This window comes from Streptomyces sp. NPDC006207 (assembly GCF_040613835.1).
GTDB lineage: Bacteria > Actinomycetota > Actinomycetes > Streptomycetales > Streptomycetaceae > Actinacidiphila.
Genome location: NZ_JBEXSX010000020.1, coordinates 17,861 through 31,025 on the forward strand (window position 1 = coordinate 17,861; position 13,165 = coordinate 31,025).

Consider the following 13,165-nt stretch of genomic DNA (forward strand, 5'->3'; position numbering starts at 1 on the left):
ATGCTGGCCGGGATCGCCCTTCGGCCCTTGAGGCCCGGCGGGACCCACCGGCCCTTGCTGGCCGGGATCGCCCTTCGGCCCTTGAGGCCCGGCGGGACCCACCGGCCCTTGCTGGCCGGGATCGCCCTTCGGCCCTTGAGGCCCGGCGGGGCCCTGCGGCCCGGCGGGGCCCTGCGGGCCGGGAGGTCCAGGCGGACCGGGGCGACCAGGGCGGCCGTGGTGGCCGGAGCAGTATCCGGGAAGCCCCGGGATGAAGAAGCACGGGTCGCCGGAACTGTTCTGGGCGCCGGGTTTCGCGACGTCAGCGTGGCCACCGTCCGCATACGCCGCACCCGTCACTGCGCAGGACGCCAGGGCCACGCTCGCGGCCACCGTCCACGCCCGCATACGGCCTTGGCGCCGCCGTGTAGACGCCTGAGGCTCGGCTATTCGGGACAACACGTCACCTCCAGGGAGGGGTTCGCGATCGCGGCCGACCCCGTTTCCAGGGAGCGGCGCTGTCATGGGCAGCAGCGAACCCAACGCAAGAATCGCCCAGCGTGGCGACTCAGGCACGCTCGGTAGCCGAATGGGTGATGCTCGGTCCTCACGGCAGCGAGCGGCTGGTCCTCGGTGAGGGTCATGCGGGCCGCGACCGCCGGCCATGTCACGGCGGGCACGGTCCAGGCGCGGGCCGTGGGCACCCTCACCCCACTGGCGGGCGACCGGTACCGGCGCGGTTACCGCGACGGCCGGGACGACGAACGCCACGACGCCCGCTCACGCCCGCGCTGCCGGAACCAATGGGACTCCTACCGCCCCCAGAGCTGGAACTCCTACTGCTGAGCCCGACCTATCATGATCCCCTCAGAACCTGGGCGCGGGGGGACGAGAGTTGACCACTGGGGACAACGACCGGGTCTTCACCGGGAGCTGGGTCATCGAGACCAACCTGCGGCCCCTGTGCGAGTCGGTGGCGCACTTCACGGGGTACGGGTTCGACGACCGGGACTGGCAGGCGATCGACGCGGCCCTCCCGCCGACGGACGTCGAGCGGCACGACGGCTGGTACGCGTACCCGCTGTCGGGCCGTGTGCCGCTGACGCTGCTCGTCGCGGGCGACCCCGGTTCCTCCGTGGTGTTCGTGCGGTTCGCGGGCGAGCCCGGCGAGGGCGAGAGGGCCCGGATCGAGGCGGCGCTCCACATCTTCGCGACCTGGGCCGTGCGATGACGGCCGCTACTGGCACACGCGCTTGAAGTCGTCCGCCCCCACCCGTGCGCGGAAGCGCACCTCGTGGCCCGCGGAGTCGGTGAAGACCGCCGACGTCGGTGACAGCAGCGTCATCGTGCCCCGCTGCGTGGGGTTGTCCCAGTCCGGCGGGGGGTTGAAGGCGCCGCCGGAGAGCGGGGTCTCCGCCTCGAAGTACGTCGAGCCGATGAGGGCCTCGTCGATCCCGCAGTGGGTGTACAGCTCGTAGGGGATGGAGGTCGGGGCCGGGGCGGTCGGGAACCGGACGGACGGAGCAGGGGCAGTGGGGAGCGCCACGCGGGGGGCGTCCCGGTCGGCGCAGCCCGCGAGGGCGGCGGCGAGGGCGGCGGCAGCGGCCGCGAGGGCGGCGGTGCGTGCGAAGTGCCTGGTGGTCATGGCGGTTGGACGTGGTTGCCGCAGGGTGGGTTCCGTCGGCGCCGCCCGTTCAGGGCGCCGCCGCCCGCGGGCTGCCGCGCCCGACCGGGACGCAGGTCGCGGCGACCAGGAGCGCGGCCGCGACGCCCGTCACGAGGACCGGGGCAGGGGTGAACGTGGCGGCGAGGATCGCCGCCGCGGCGAGCGCGTGCACCACGTCGGGCGCGGTGGGGTGCACGGCGGTCCGGCGGTGCAGGAGCCACACGGACAGGACGAACCCGGCGACGGGCACCGTGTAGGCGGCCGCCGCGCCGTGGGCGCCCAGATGGCCGTGCCCGGTCGCCTGGGCGACGTTGACGGCGAGTCCGGCACCCACCGCCGCGGCGCAGGCGAAGACCGCGTAGTGGCCGTAGCCCCACAACGTGGCCGTGGTGAAGCTGTTGAGGCGGCGGGAGGCATTCTGGGCGAAGTACAGCCACCACAGGGCGCAGACGGTGAGGGTGCCGCCCAGCACCAGCGTGGCGATGTCGCCGAACGTGGCGTCGGTGTCGAGGGCGGTACGTACCGCCCCGGCGGCGGCCGTGATGGACTCGCCCAGCACGATGAGGGTGAACAGGCCAAAGCGCTCGGCGATGTGGCGCGGGTGCCAGGTGGTGTGGGCCGCCCGCTCGGCCCACACGGGAACGGCGAGTTCGGCCAGGGCGAGTACGGCGTGCGCCGGGAGGCGGATGTCGCCCGGCACCACCAGGTGCGCCAGCCAGCCGGTCTGCACCACCAGGATCCCCGCGGCGTACCGCAGACAGCACCGGCGCCGCTCGGGGTCGGAGCCGGCGGCCCGCAGCCACTGGCTGACCATGGCGAGCCGCATGACGACGTAGCCCCAGGTGATGACGGTGTAGTCGCCGTGCTGCAGGGCGGCCGCCGTGCCCGCGGACATGACGAGGGCGCCGCTGATCTGCACGACGGTGAGCAGGCGGTACGGGACGTCGTCCGTGTCGTAGGCGGAGGCGAACCAGGTGAAGTTCATCCACGCCCACCAGATCGCGAAGAACACCAGCGCGTAGCCGAGGACACCGCGCCCGACGTGCCCTCCGGCCAGTTCCTCCTCGAACGCGGCGGACGTCTGCGCGACGGCCACCACGAAGCAGAGGTCGAAGAAGAGCTCCAGCGCGGTGGCGGTGCGGTGCTTCTCGTCGGCGACGCGGGCGACCATCCGCCGCCGCCACGCCGTGGCGGTGTTCTGCGGCGCGCTCACGCCGCTCCCGTCCCCGCAGCGCACGCCGTGCCGCGCCGTCCGGGAACCGCTTCCTCGCTCACGGCACGCTTCCTCACATTCCCGGGGACAGGGCTCTGCTTCCTCCACTGAGACCGGACGTCCTGCGCGCGTGTGACACACCCCGGGGAACGGGGCGTCACCGGGCGCGCCGCCCCGTCCCGCGGTGCCGGGGTTGTCACACTTCGCGGGCGGCGCCGGTCGGAAGCGGTGGATGCCCGGTCGTCCTCGCGTGACCGCCTCCGGTTCCCGAGGCCGTCTCCCGTTCACCCCCGAAAGGTTTCTCATGGCAGGCCATGGCGTTCCCGAACCTGTCGGCGACGATCCCCTGGCGCGGTCGTCCACCGCCGGGGAACCGGCTCCCGCGACGGGCGCCAGTCGTACGAGCGTCGACAAGTACGGGGTGCTCGTCGGGTACAGCGGCTCAGCCCCCAGCAGGCGGGCGCTGTCGTACGCGGCCGGAATGGCGCGGCGCACCGGCGCGGCGCTCCTCATCGTCCACGTCGCGAAGGAGAACCCCGTCGCGTCGCTGCTCGGCTACGAGAACCCGGGTGGCGGCTGCGGGCCGCACGCCGGCGGCACGCACACGCTGCTGGGGCAGCTCGCCTGCGAGGACCATCTGTCGGGGCTGCCGTGGACGCTCATCCACCGCAGGGGCGCCGTCGCGCAGGAGCTGGAGAAGGCCGGCCGAAAGTACCGGGCGAACGCCATCATCGTCGGCCGCAGGCGCGGGGCCGGCATCCGGCTCTTCCGCCCGATCTCCGACCGGCTGGCGCGCAGCGCCCAGCGGCCGGTCATCGTCGTCCCCTGACGGCGGCCCCCGGAACCCTCTGCGCGGCCGCCCGGCCGGGGGCCGGCCTTCCTTCGGGAAGGCCGGCCCCCGGCTCGGCATGGAACGGTCGGCACCTCGGTCTGCGGTCAGCGGGAACTGATCAGCAGGCCGGGTACGACGGTTCGGCCGGTGCGGAACTCGGTGTACGCCCACTGCTCGACGTCGGGCTGCGGACCCACGGGGTTCAGTGTCACCTGCGCGTTCCCGCCCCGCTGCACCGCGGACGGTGTGGTCAAGGTGGCGTTGCGCCGGTCGGCCTTCTCAGGGATGACGGTCACCCCGAGCCGGTAGGGAATGTCGGGTGACGTGGCCGTCTGGGCGTGCACGTAGGCGGTGTAGACGCCGGGTTCGGGGAAGAACCGGACGCTGCGCTCGTTGCTGTGCCACGACGCCCAGCTCCGGTCGACCAGCTTGCCGTCCTTGTAGAGGTACAGGTCGAGATTGGTGTTGGGGTCGTCCGAGGCCGTCTGCACGACGAGTCCGGCCGCGCCGCGCGGCACGGTGATCTTCGTGCCTTGGGTGCCCACCCCGCCGGGGGAGAAGACGCCGCCGCTGACGGAGGTCGTGAGCTTCTTGTCCGTCCAGGTCACGGGGGTGTACCCGGTGGTGCGGCCGGCCAGCGGGCCGGTGAAGCCCGGTTCCAGGAAGCCTTGGCCCTGGCCGCCGGTGCGGCCGAACTCGATTCCCGTGTCGTCGTACGGCCGCGGCGTGAAGCCCCACGGACGGCCGGCGACCGTCAGGCGCACGCGGTGCTTGGCGCTGCTGAAGACCAGTGAGCCGGTGGTGTAGCGGTCCCAGGTCGCGGTGCCGCGCTCCAGGGTGATGGTCACCGTGGCGGTGGCACCGGGCTTCACCGAGATCGTCCGGGGGCTGACCGTCACCTTCATACCGGCCAGTCCCTCGACGCGCGCCGTGTACGTCTCGGTTCGCGTGCCGACGTTGGTCAGCCGACGCGTGAGGCGCACCGGCTTCGTCCCGTCGTACTCGCGCAGCGCGATCGAGGGCAGGTTGATCTCCTTGCCGTCCGGAGTCGCCGCGGAAGCGAAGGCGGTCAGTTCGGCTGCGGAAGGCTCGATCACCAGGCCCGGGTCGTCGGCGGACGAGGTACGGGGCATGCCGGAGCCCTGCTGCAGCGGGCTGGCCGTGCCCTTGGTGTCGGTGGCGGTGGTGCGCAGGGCCGAGGCGGTCGCGCCGGGCGACCACTTCGGGTGCCGGGTGCGCAGCAGCGCGGCCATGCCGGCCACGTGCGGGGCCGCCATGGAGGTACCCGAGTACGCGTCGAAGAGACGCCCGCCGTCCATCGGCGACACCGCCGCCACCACGTCGATGCCGTCCGCGACGAGGTCGGGCTTCTGCAGTCCGGTGTGGACCTGGTCGGGGCCGTACGACGAGAGGCCGGCCACGCTCGGCAGTCCCACGAGGCTGCTGCCGTCGCCGCCCTCGACCAGCGACGCGGTCCCGTCCGTACGGTGCGCCCACAGGTAGTTGAAGAGCTTGCCCGCCTGTTCGGCGCTCCATAGGTAGACGGTCGGGAAGTCGTAGATCACGTTGAGCCGGGTGTTGCCGGTCGACTGGAACAGCACCACGCCGACACCGCCGGCGGCCTTGACCGTCGCCACCGCGTCGACGGGGTCGATGAAGTCGCAGGCCACGATCTTGCCCTTGACCTTGGCGGGGTCGAGACTTCCGGACCAGCAGTACTGCGCGCCGTCGTCGAGCGATCCGGCCTGGTCGGCGAAGACGATGGGGGTGCTGCGACGGGACGGCAGCTGGTCCATCGACGTGCCGACGATGCGGGTGCCGTCGCCGAGCCGCACGGTCGCCTCGTGGGAACGCTCCACCGTCGCGCCCACCGTGGTCACCCACGGTTCGGCGTTGCTGACCATTCCGGACATGCCGTCGTTGCCGGCCGCCGCGGCGACGAAGACGCCGGCGAGGTAGGCGTTGAGGAAGGCGTCCCCGATCGGGCTGTTGGGCTGGTAGTCGCCCATCGAGTTGCCGATCGAGTAGTTGATGACCTGGACACCGTCGGCCACGGCCGCGTCGATCGCCGCGATGATGTCTGCGTCCGTGCCCGAGCCGCCCCAAAGGGCCTTGTACACGGCGATCCGCGCGTCGGGCGCCACTCCGGAGATCGCGCCGTAGTCATGCCCGAGGACCATCGCGTGCTTGACGGGAAGACCCGCCGCGGTGGAGGCGGTGTGGGTGCCGTGTCCGTTCATGTCTCGCGCCGAGAGGGTCTCCCCGTCGGGGAGCGAGCCGTAGGCGCTGAGCCACCCGTCGGCGAAGTACCGGGCGCCGACGATCTTGCCGTTGCAGGCGCCGGCGGGGAAGCCCTCACCGGTCTGGCAGGTGCCGTGCCAGCCCGCCGGCCGCGGCATGGTGGCAGCGAAGGAGGCGCTCTCCGGCCAGATGCCGGTGTCGATCACGCCGATGACCACATCGGAGCCGTGAGCCGGCTTGGTCTGCGTCGCGGTCTGCGGAGCCCTACCCGTCGGCGCCTGTGCCGGGGGCTGCGCCGCCTGCGTTGTCCCGGTCGTCGCCGCGTCGGCCTTCACGAGACGGGCCGGGGTGACCGCCGCGACGCGCGGGTCCTTGGACAGCTTGCCGGCCTGCGCGCCGGTCAGTTTGACGGCGAAGCCGTTGAAGGCGGTCGTGTAGGTCCGCTGAGCCCGCACACCGAAGTCGCCGAGTACGTCACGCTGCGCTTCGCCCAGGTGCTGCCGGTACTTCTCGGCCGCGGCCGAATGGGGCTGGAGTTCCTGCCCGGCCACCGGCCTCGTCGCCGCGAGGCCCTTGACGCCGCCCGTGTACGAAGTGACGGGCGCTTCCCGCAGCCGCACGACGTACTGCCCCTTGATGGTGCCGGGCTGCGCGGCGGTGTGCAGGGCGCCACCGCCCGTGAGGGCGGCTCGGGAGTGGTCGTACTGGCCCAGCCTCAGGTCCGGCAGCGGAGCGCCGGTCTGTGCCGCGGCCGGCCCGATGTTCCCCAAGCCGCTGAATATGGTGGCGAAAACGGTGATTGCCGACGCCGCGACGATGCGGCGTCGTCGTCGTCGAAGGCTCGCGCTCGTGACCACGAGTCTCCTCCCATGAAGTGAACGGTGTGAATGTCCGTCACACCCAACCTCCGACCGATTACGAGAAGATCACGTTCGAATGACGATCCGTCCCGCCCGGCGTTGCCACGCCCGCCTGTTGGGGGCATTTCACCGCCGCGGGCGCGGTGGGTTCCCCGCGACGGGAACGGCGCCCGGTCGCTCGCCGAAGTGCGGGTGACCGAGCCTCGCAAAGCCCTGAGCAGCGCGAACTCGGATACGGGTGGTGGCGGTTCGGTCCGCGCTCCTGGGTGCTGATCGCGGGGTTCCCGGGAGGCGGCACGTTGCCGCGGCCCTGAGCGACGTCCGCACCCAACTGCCTGTCGTTTTGCAGACAGGTGTCGGGATGCCGACACCGCGAGCACCTTCACGGGTGACCGAGTGAACCAGCAGAGCGCCTGATCTAGCTCATCTGACGCCGGACCAGCTCGTGCAGCCGGCCGCCGGGGTCCGCCAGCAGGTCGGAGGGGCGGCCCTCCTCGACGACGCGGCCGTCCTCCATGACGACGACGCGGTCGGCGTCCATGACGGTGGAGAGCCGGTGGGCGATCACGACACGGCTGGCGCGCAGCCGCCGGGTGCTGTCGATGACGGTGCGCTGGGTCTCGTTGTCGAGGGCGCTGGTGGCCTCGTCGAGGAAGAGGATGCGGGGCCGCCGGATCAGGGCCTGGGCGATCATCAGGCGCTGGCGCTGGCCGCCGGAGATGGTGCTGCCGCCCGCGATCATGGTGTGCAGGCCCATGGGCATGCGCTTGATGTCCTCGGCGAGACCGGCCATGGCGGCGGCCTCCATCGCCTCCTCCTGGGTGTGGACCTCGGCGCCGCAGATGCAGTCGAGGATCGAGCCGGTGAACGGCTGGGCGTTCTGCAGCACCACGCCGCACTGCCGGCGGACCGCGCCCTGGTCGAGCGCGGCCAGGTCCTGGCCGTCGTAGAGGACGCTGCCGGACGCGGGTCGGTCGAAGCCGATGAGCAGGCGCAGCAGGGTGGACTTGCCGCAGCCGCTGGGGCCGACGATCGCCACGAACTCGCCGGGCCCGACCCGCAGGGAGACGTCGTCGAGGACGAGCGGGCCGTCGCCGGAGTAGCGGAAGGAGAGGTTGCGGGCCTCGATCGCGCCGGACAGGACGCCCGGCTGGGTGCTGCCGCCGCGCACCTCGGGGGTCTCGTCGAGGATCGGTTTGACCTGCTCGTACATCGGCAGCACCGCCGCGGCCGACAGCAGCGCCCCGGTGAGCTGGGTGACCGAGGTCAGCAGCATCGTCATGGCGGTGCTGAAGGTGAGGAAGCCGGACGCGGACAGCGAGCCCCGGGCCGGGCCGGCCAGCAGCATGAACATGATGAGGGAGCACAGCGGCAGGTAGACCGCGTTGAGCACGGTGGTGATGTTCTTGATGCGGCCCGCGCGCTGCTGGAGTTCGCGGCTGCGGGCGAAGCGGCGGGCCCAGGCGGCGTAGGCGAAGCTCTCGGCGGCGGCGACGCGGAGCTTGGGCAGGCCGCGCAGGGTCTGGAAGGCCTCGTTGTTCAGCTTGTTGCCGAGCACCACCAGCCGTCGCTGCCAGCGCAGTTCCCACAGCCCGAGGCCGAGGAGCAGGGCCCCGATGACGACGAGCATGCCGAGGGCGGCGAGCGCGAGCGGGACGCTGTACAGGAGCAGGAGGACGAGGTTCATCGCGCCGACCGTCGTCGCCTGGACGGCGACCGGGCCCACCCCGGCGAGCACCCGGCGGATGGCGCTGATGCCCATCGCGGCACTGGCGAGCTCGCCGGTCGAGCGGCCGGCGAAGAACCCGGTCGGCAGGCGCAGCAGACGGTCCCACACGGCGGGCTGCAAGGTGGCCTCGATGCGGCCCTCGATGCGCAGCACGGTGAGGTTCTGCATCAGCATGAAGACGGCGCAGACCAGGCCGGTGACGACGACGGCCAGGGCGGCCTGGACGATCAGCCCGGTCTCCGCGTCGGGTACGTACGTGCCCAGCACCTGCCCGGTCGCGATGGGCACGAACGCACCGAGGCCCACGGTGACCAGACTGCTCAGGACGAGGTTGCGCAGATCGCCCGCCGAGCCCCGAAGGCTGAAGCGCAGCAGCCGCGTCAGCCCGGTGCCCCGTTCGGGGAGCGGCCGGTAGAGCATGACCGCGCGCTCATCGAAGTCCTCCGCGTTGTGGTCGGCGACCCGCACGCGGCTGCTGCCGCCGGGCCCCACCGCCTCGTAGCCGCCGCGCCGCCACAGCAGGGCCACCGGCGCGCCGGACGCGGCGCGCCGGCCGACCAGGGGGCCGGTGTTCTCCCGCCACCAGGCGCCGTCGAGGCGTACCGGGCGGGTGCGGATGCCGGAGGTGACGGCGACCCGCTCGACCGGGTCCATGCGGTCGCTGACCGCGCCGCTGCGCGACGGCGGGGTGAGGGTGATCCCGGCGGCCTCGGCGACCTGCCGGCAGACGGCGTACGTCGTGTCGTCGGAGGCCTCGGCGGTACGCGCGGGGGCCTTGCGGGAGGTGGCGATGGAGGCCAGCAGATCGCGGTCGGCCTGCTCGCGGACGGCCTCCCCGGCCCTGATGCCCGCGGCCGTGCGGTCCTCGTGGGCGCGCTCCAGGCCCTCGATCCAGCCGTCCAGCGTCGACAGCAGCCGGTACTGCTGGTTGACCATGCTCTGCCACATCGCGCCGTCGAGGAGCAGGTCGCCCGCCGCCTCCGCGGAGTACGCGGCGCCGTACTGCACGCTGCCCGGCAGGACCGGCAGCCACAGGATGTCGTCGTCGGCGACGTGCTCGCCGTCCGTGGTGCGGCCGGTCAGCGGGGCCTCGTAGAGCACCCGCTGGCTGCGCCCGACACCGAGTGCGAAGGCGTGCTCGAGGAGGCTGAGGGCGAGCTCCTGGGTGTCGTGGCCGGCGCCGTACGGGCCCTGCTGCGCCCAGCCGTCGCCGTGCGCCGTGTGGTGCGGGTGGGGCGGCCGATACAGCTCGCGCAGCGGGACGCGGCGCAGGAAGCAGCCCTGCAGCGGGCGTCCGACGAGGGTGTGCCGGGGCCCCTCGACCGGGCCGAGGAGGAGGGTGCCGGGTTCCAGGCGGCCCAGGTAGTGCCAGTGGCCCTGCTGGGCGGCGTCGACCGCGAACAGGTCGAGGGCGCCGGCCACCACGAGCCACAGCACGTGCGGGCCCTCCAGGGGCAGGCTGCGCAGGCCGGTGCAGTCGACGGGGCCGCCGAGCCCGCCGAGGGCGGTCAGGACCGGATCGCCGGCGGCGGTGCCGGGCTGTACGGGGATCACCTCAGTGCTCCTTGACCAGGGCGGCGTACGCGCCGCCCGCCGCTATCAGCTCCTCGTGACGTCCGCGCTCGACGACCGTGCCGTGGTCGAGGACCACGATCTCGTCGCTGTCGCGGACCGTGCTGAGCCGGTGCGCGATCACCACGCAGGCGCAGCCGCGGCGCCGCAGGTTGTCGATGATGACCTGCTCGGTCTCCGCGTCGAGGGCGCTGGTCACCTCGTCGAGCACCAGCACGCTGGGCCGCCGGACCAGGGCCCGGGCGATCTCCAGCCGCTGCCGCTGCCCGCCGGAGAAGTTGCGGCCGTCCTGCTCGACGTGGCTGTGGACGCCGCCGGGGCGGCGGGCGACGACCTCGTACAGGCAGGCGTCGCGCAGCGCGGCCTCGACGTCCCCGTCGGGGATGGAGGGGTCCCACAGCGCGACGTTGTCGCGCACCGTGCCCTCGAAGAGGAAGACGTCCTGGTCGACGAAGGAGACGGAGGCGGCCAGGGACCCGCGCGGGATGTCCTCCAGGCGCTGCCCGTCGATGCGGATCGTGCCCTCCCAGGGGATGTAGAGACCTGCGATCAGCCGGGAGACGGTGGACTTGCCGCTGCCGGAGCCGCCGACGAGCGCGACCTGGCGGCCGGGCGCGACGGACAGTGAGAACCCGGACAGCAGCGGCTTGTCGAGGGGGCTGTAGCCGAAGGTGACGTCCTCCAGCGTGACGTGGCCCTTCAGCCGGCGGGTGCTCGCCCCGGACTCGGGGCGCGCGTACAGCGAGTCGACGGGGAAGTTCTCGACGTCCTTGAGCCGCACCACGTCGGCGGCGAAGTCCTGGATGCGGCCGGCGACGCCGTTGAGCCGGGTGATGGGCGCGGTGAACCGGACGACCAGGGACTGGAAGGCGACGAGCAGGCCGATCGAGATGTGCCCCTCCACCGCCCGCAGCCCGCCGATCCACAGGATGAGCGCGCTGTTGAGCGTCGCGAGGGTCGGGGCGACGACCGACAGCCAGGCGCTGGGCACGCCGAGGCGCTGCTGCTCCTCCAGCGTGGCGGCGTGCTGCCCGGCCCAGCGGCGGAAGTAGCCGTTCTCGCCGCCGGTGGCCTTCATCGTCTCGATCAACTGCAGGCCGGTGTACGAGGTGTTGGTGAGCCGGGCGCTGTCGGCGCGCAGCTTCTGCGTCCGGGTGGCCCGCAGCCGTGTCACCACGCGCATGGCGACGGCGTTGAGCAGGGCGATCCCCACCCCGAGGACGGTGAGTTGCGGGTCGTACGTCCACATCAGCAGCGCGTAGAGCACGACGACGACGCCGTCGACGGCCGCGGCGGCCAGGTCGCGGGCGAGGGTCTCGGCGACCGCGTCGTTGGACTGCAGGCGCTGTACGAGGTCGGCCGGATTGCGCTGGGTGAAGAAGGTGACCGGCAGCCGCAGCAGGTGGCGCAGGAAGCGGGCGCTGCCGAGGGTGGAGGAGATGATGCGGCCGCGCAGCAGGTTGGACTGCTGGACCGCGGTGAGCGCGGCGGTGAGCGCCACCATCGCGGCCATCGACGCGAACAGCGTGCCCAGCAATGAGGTCTGGTCGCCGATCAGGAACAGGTCGATGTACGTGCGGCTGAGCGCGGGCAGCGCGGCCCCGACCGCGACCAGCAGGAGGCTGGCCACCAGCGCGGCGAGCATGGTGCCGCTGGTCCCGCGCAGCCGGGCCGGGAGGGCGCCGAGCACGCCGGGCCTGCGGCCGCCGCGGTGGAAGTCCTGGCCCGGCTCGAAGGTCAGCACGACTCCGGTGAAGCTGGTGTCGAAGTCCTCCAGGGGCACGAACCGCCGTCCCTTGTCGGGGTCGTTGACGTGGACGCCGCGCCGGCCGAGGCGGCGGCCCATGCCGTCGTAGACGACGTAGTGGTTGAACTCCCAGAAGAGGACGGCCGGGGCGCGCACCTCGGCGAGGGCCGCGGTCTCCATCTGCATGCCCTTGGCCTGCAGGCCGTAGCCGCGGGCCGCCTTCAGCAGGTTGCTGGCGCGGGAGCCGTCGCGGGAGACGCCGCAGGCGATGCGCAGTTCCTCCAGCGGTACGTGCCGGCCGTAGTGGCCCAGCACCATCGCCAGGGAGGCCGCGCCGCACTCCACGGCCTCCATCTGCAGCACGGTGGGGGTGCGGACGCTCCGGGGCCTGCGGCCCGGCCGCTGCCGGCGGGTGCGTGCGGGCTCGGGGCGGTGTCTGCGGCGGCCGGCGGGCGGCAGCGGCCGCTGCTGGGGCCGGGCGGGCGCGGTCAAGGGAGCAGCCAATCGATCGGGCGCTGTGCGGCCAGGTGGACGGCGCCGGTGGCCAGGGTCATGGAGTCCAGCTCGTACGAGGGGCCGTCGCCCTTGGACCAGCGGTAGCCGGTCGGAGTGCGGGAGGAGGCGTCGAGCGTCACGACGACGGCCACCGGGCGTCCCGCTCGGGTGAGTTGCGCGGCGAGTTGCGGGTCGCCGAGGTCGGCGGCGATCTGCCGGGTGGTGCGCGAGGTGCGGCCGACGGCCCGCACATGGCCGCGCAGCACCCCGTACCGGGCCTGGGGCGCGGACTCGACGGCGAGGTCCACCGCGGCGCCCACCGGCACCGAGGAGGCGCCGGTCGCCGGGACGTAGAGGGTCGCCACGAGCGGGTCGCCGGTGCGGGCGGCGCGTTCGACGGTCGCCACGTCCGCGCCGACGGTGACGACGGTGCCGATGGAGGCCACCAGGGCGCTGACCCGGCCCGCGGCCACGGTGCGGACGACGGTGTCGCCGCGCGGGGTGCGCACGCTGAGCAACGGGGCGTCGGCGGGCAGGCGCTCCCCTTCCTCGGCGAGGACCCGGGTGACCTGTCCGGCGACCGGACTCTGCAGGACGTAACTGCCCTGCCCGTAGCCGATGATTCCGGGTGCGCTCAATTTCGAGGACACGGAACCGTTTACCGCCCAGGAACTCGCGGCGGCCATCACGAGAATGGCGACGGAGAGCACGAGACGGCCCTGCGGGCGCGCGAATCGCACCGGGAGATCGAGTTCTTCCGGTGACTGGAGCTTGGCAAGGGCCTTTTGGCGAAACTGCATGGAACTCTTCCCTCAGCCGCATCCCTCGCCA

Annotated in this window: 9 protein-coding genes; 3 read left to right on the top strand and 6 right to left on the bottom strand. The window is 72.9% G+C overall.

Features of this window, described 5'->3' with window-relative positions; translation table 11 throughout:
* Positions 1 to 621 precede the first annotated feature (621 nt).
* A complete protein-coding gene (locus ABZ312_RS17940; RefSeq protein WP_500438143.1) occupies positions 622 to 825 on the top strand; it encodes a hypothetical protein in 204 nt (67 codons plus the stop codon).
* Between the two features lie 49 nt (positions 826 to 874).
* A complete protein-coding gene (locus ABZ312_RS17945; protein ID WP_500438144.1) occupies positions 875 to 1,210 on the top strand; it encodes a hypothetical protein in 336 nt (111 codons plus the stop codon).
* Positions 1,211 to 1,216: 6 nt separating this feature from the next.
* Here ABZ312_RS17945 and ABZ312_RS17950 read toward each other — a convergent pair whose 3' ends face one another.
* Together ABZ312_RS17950 and ABZ312_RS17955 are read right to left on the bottom strand one after the other, a co-directional pair.
* The gene (locus ABZ312_RS17950; RefSeq protein ID WP_500359804.1) at positions 1,217 to 1,624 is read right to left on the bottom strand and encodes a hypothetical protein; all 408 of its coding nucleotides are present in this window, start codon (positions 1,622 to 1,624) and stop codon (positions 1,217 to 1,219) included.
* Positions 1,625 to 1,673: 49 nt separating this feature from the next.
* Complete coding sequence (locus ABZ312_RS17955; protein WP_500323766.1) at positions 1,674 to 2,858, bottom strand: low temperature requirement protein A; 1,185 nt, start codon at positions 2,856 to 2,858, stop codon at positions 1,674 to 1,676.
* A 304-nt stretch (positions 2,859 to 3,162) separates the two neighbouring features.
* Between ABZ312_RS17955 and ABZ312_RS17960 the strand changes: the two genes are divergently transcribed.
* Positions 3,163 to 3,687: a universal stress protein gene (locus ABZ312_RS17960; RefSeq protein WP_500323767.1), complete on the top strand. Its 525-nt coding sequence runs from the start codon at positions 3,163 to 3,165 to the stop codon at positions 3,685 to 3,687.
* 107 nt (positions 3,688 to 3,794) lie between these two features.
* On the opposite strand, the gene ABZ312_RS17965 is transcribed toward ABZ312_RS17960, so the two are convergent.
* From ABZ312_RS17965 to ABZ312_RS17980, 4 genes are all read right to left on the bottom strand, one after another.
* Positions 3,795 to 6,701 carry a S8 family serine peptidase gene (locus tag ABZ312_RS17965; protein WP_500323768.1) on the bottom strand — a complete coding sequence of 969 codons (2,907 nt, stop codon included), beginning with the start codon at positions 6,699 to 6,701 and terminating at the stop codon, positions 3,795 to 3,797.
* 508 nt (positions 6,702 to 7,209) lie between these two features.
* A complete protein-coding gene (locus tag ABZ312_RS17970) occupies positions 7,210 to 10,074 on the bottom strand; it encodes an NHLP bacteriocin export ABC transporter permease/ATPase subunit (protein WP_500323769.1) in 2,865 nt (954 codons plus the stop codon).
* A gap of 1 nt (position 10,075) precedes the next feature.
* Positions 10,076 to 12,331, bottom strand: coding sequence for an NHLP family bacteriocin export ABC transporter peptidase/permease/ATPase subunit (locus ABZ312_RS17975; protein WP_500438146.1), 2,256 nt, complete (start codon positions 12,329 to 12,331; stop codon positions 10,076 to 10,078).
* Positions 12,328 to 13,134, bottom strand: a complete 807-nt coding sequence (locus ABZ312_RS17980) for a hypothetical protein (protein ID WP_500359799.1) — start codon at positions 13,132 to 13,134, stop codon at positions 12,328 to 12,330. Before ABZ312_RS17980 ends, ABZ312_RS17975 begins: the two co-directional genes overlap by 4 nt.
* Between the last annotated feature and the right edge of the window lie 31 nt (positions 13,135 to 13,165).

Bases quoted from the DNA above. Each gene is read 5' to 3' on its own strand.
- ABZ312_RS17940 (WP_500438143.1), top strand. From the start codon at position 622: ATGCGGGCCGCGACCGCCGGCCATGTCACGGCGGGCACGGTCCAGGCG.
- ABZ312_RS17980 (WP_500359799.1), bottom strand. From the start codon at position 13,134: ATGCAGTTTCGCCAAAAGGCCCTTGCCAAGCTCCAGTCACCGGAAGAA.
- ABZ312_RS17950 (WP_500359804.1), bottom strand. From the start codon at position 1,624: ATGACCACCAGGCACTTCGCACGCACCGCCGCCCTCGCGGCCGCTGCC.
- ABZ312_RS17960 (WP_500323767.1), top strand. From the start codon at position 3,163: ATGGCAGGCCATGGCGTTCCCGAACCTGTCGGCGACGATCCCCTGGCG.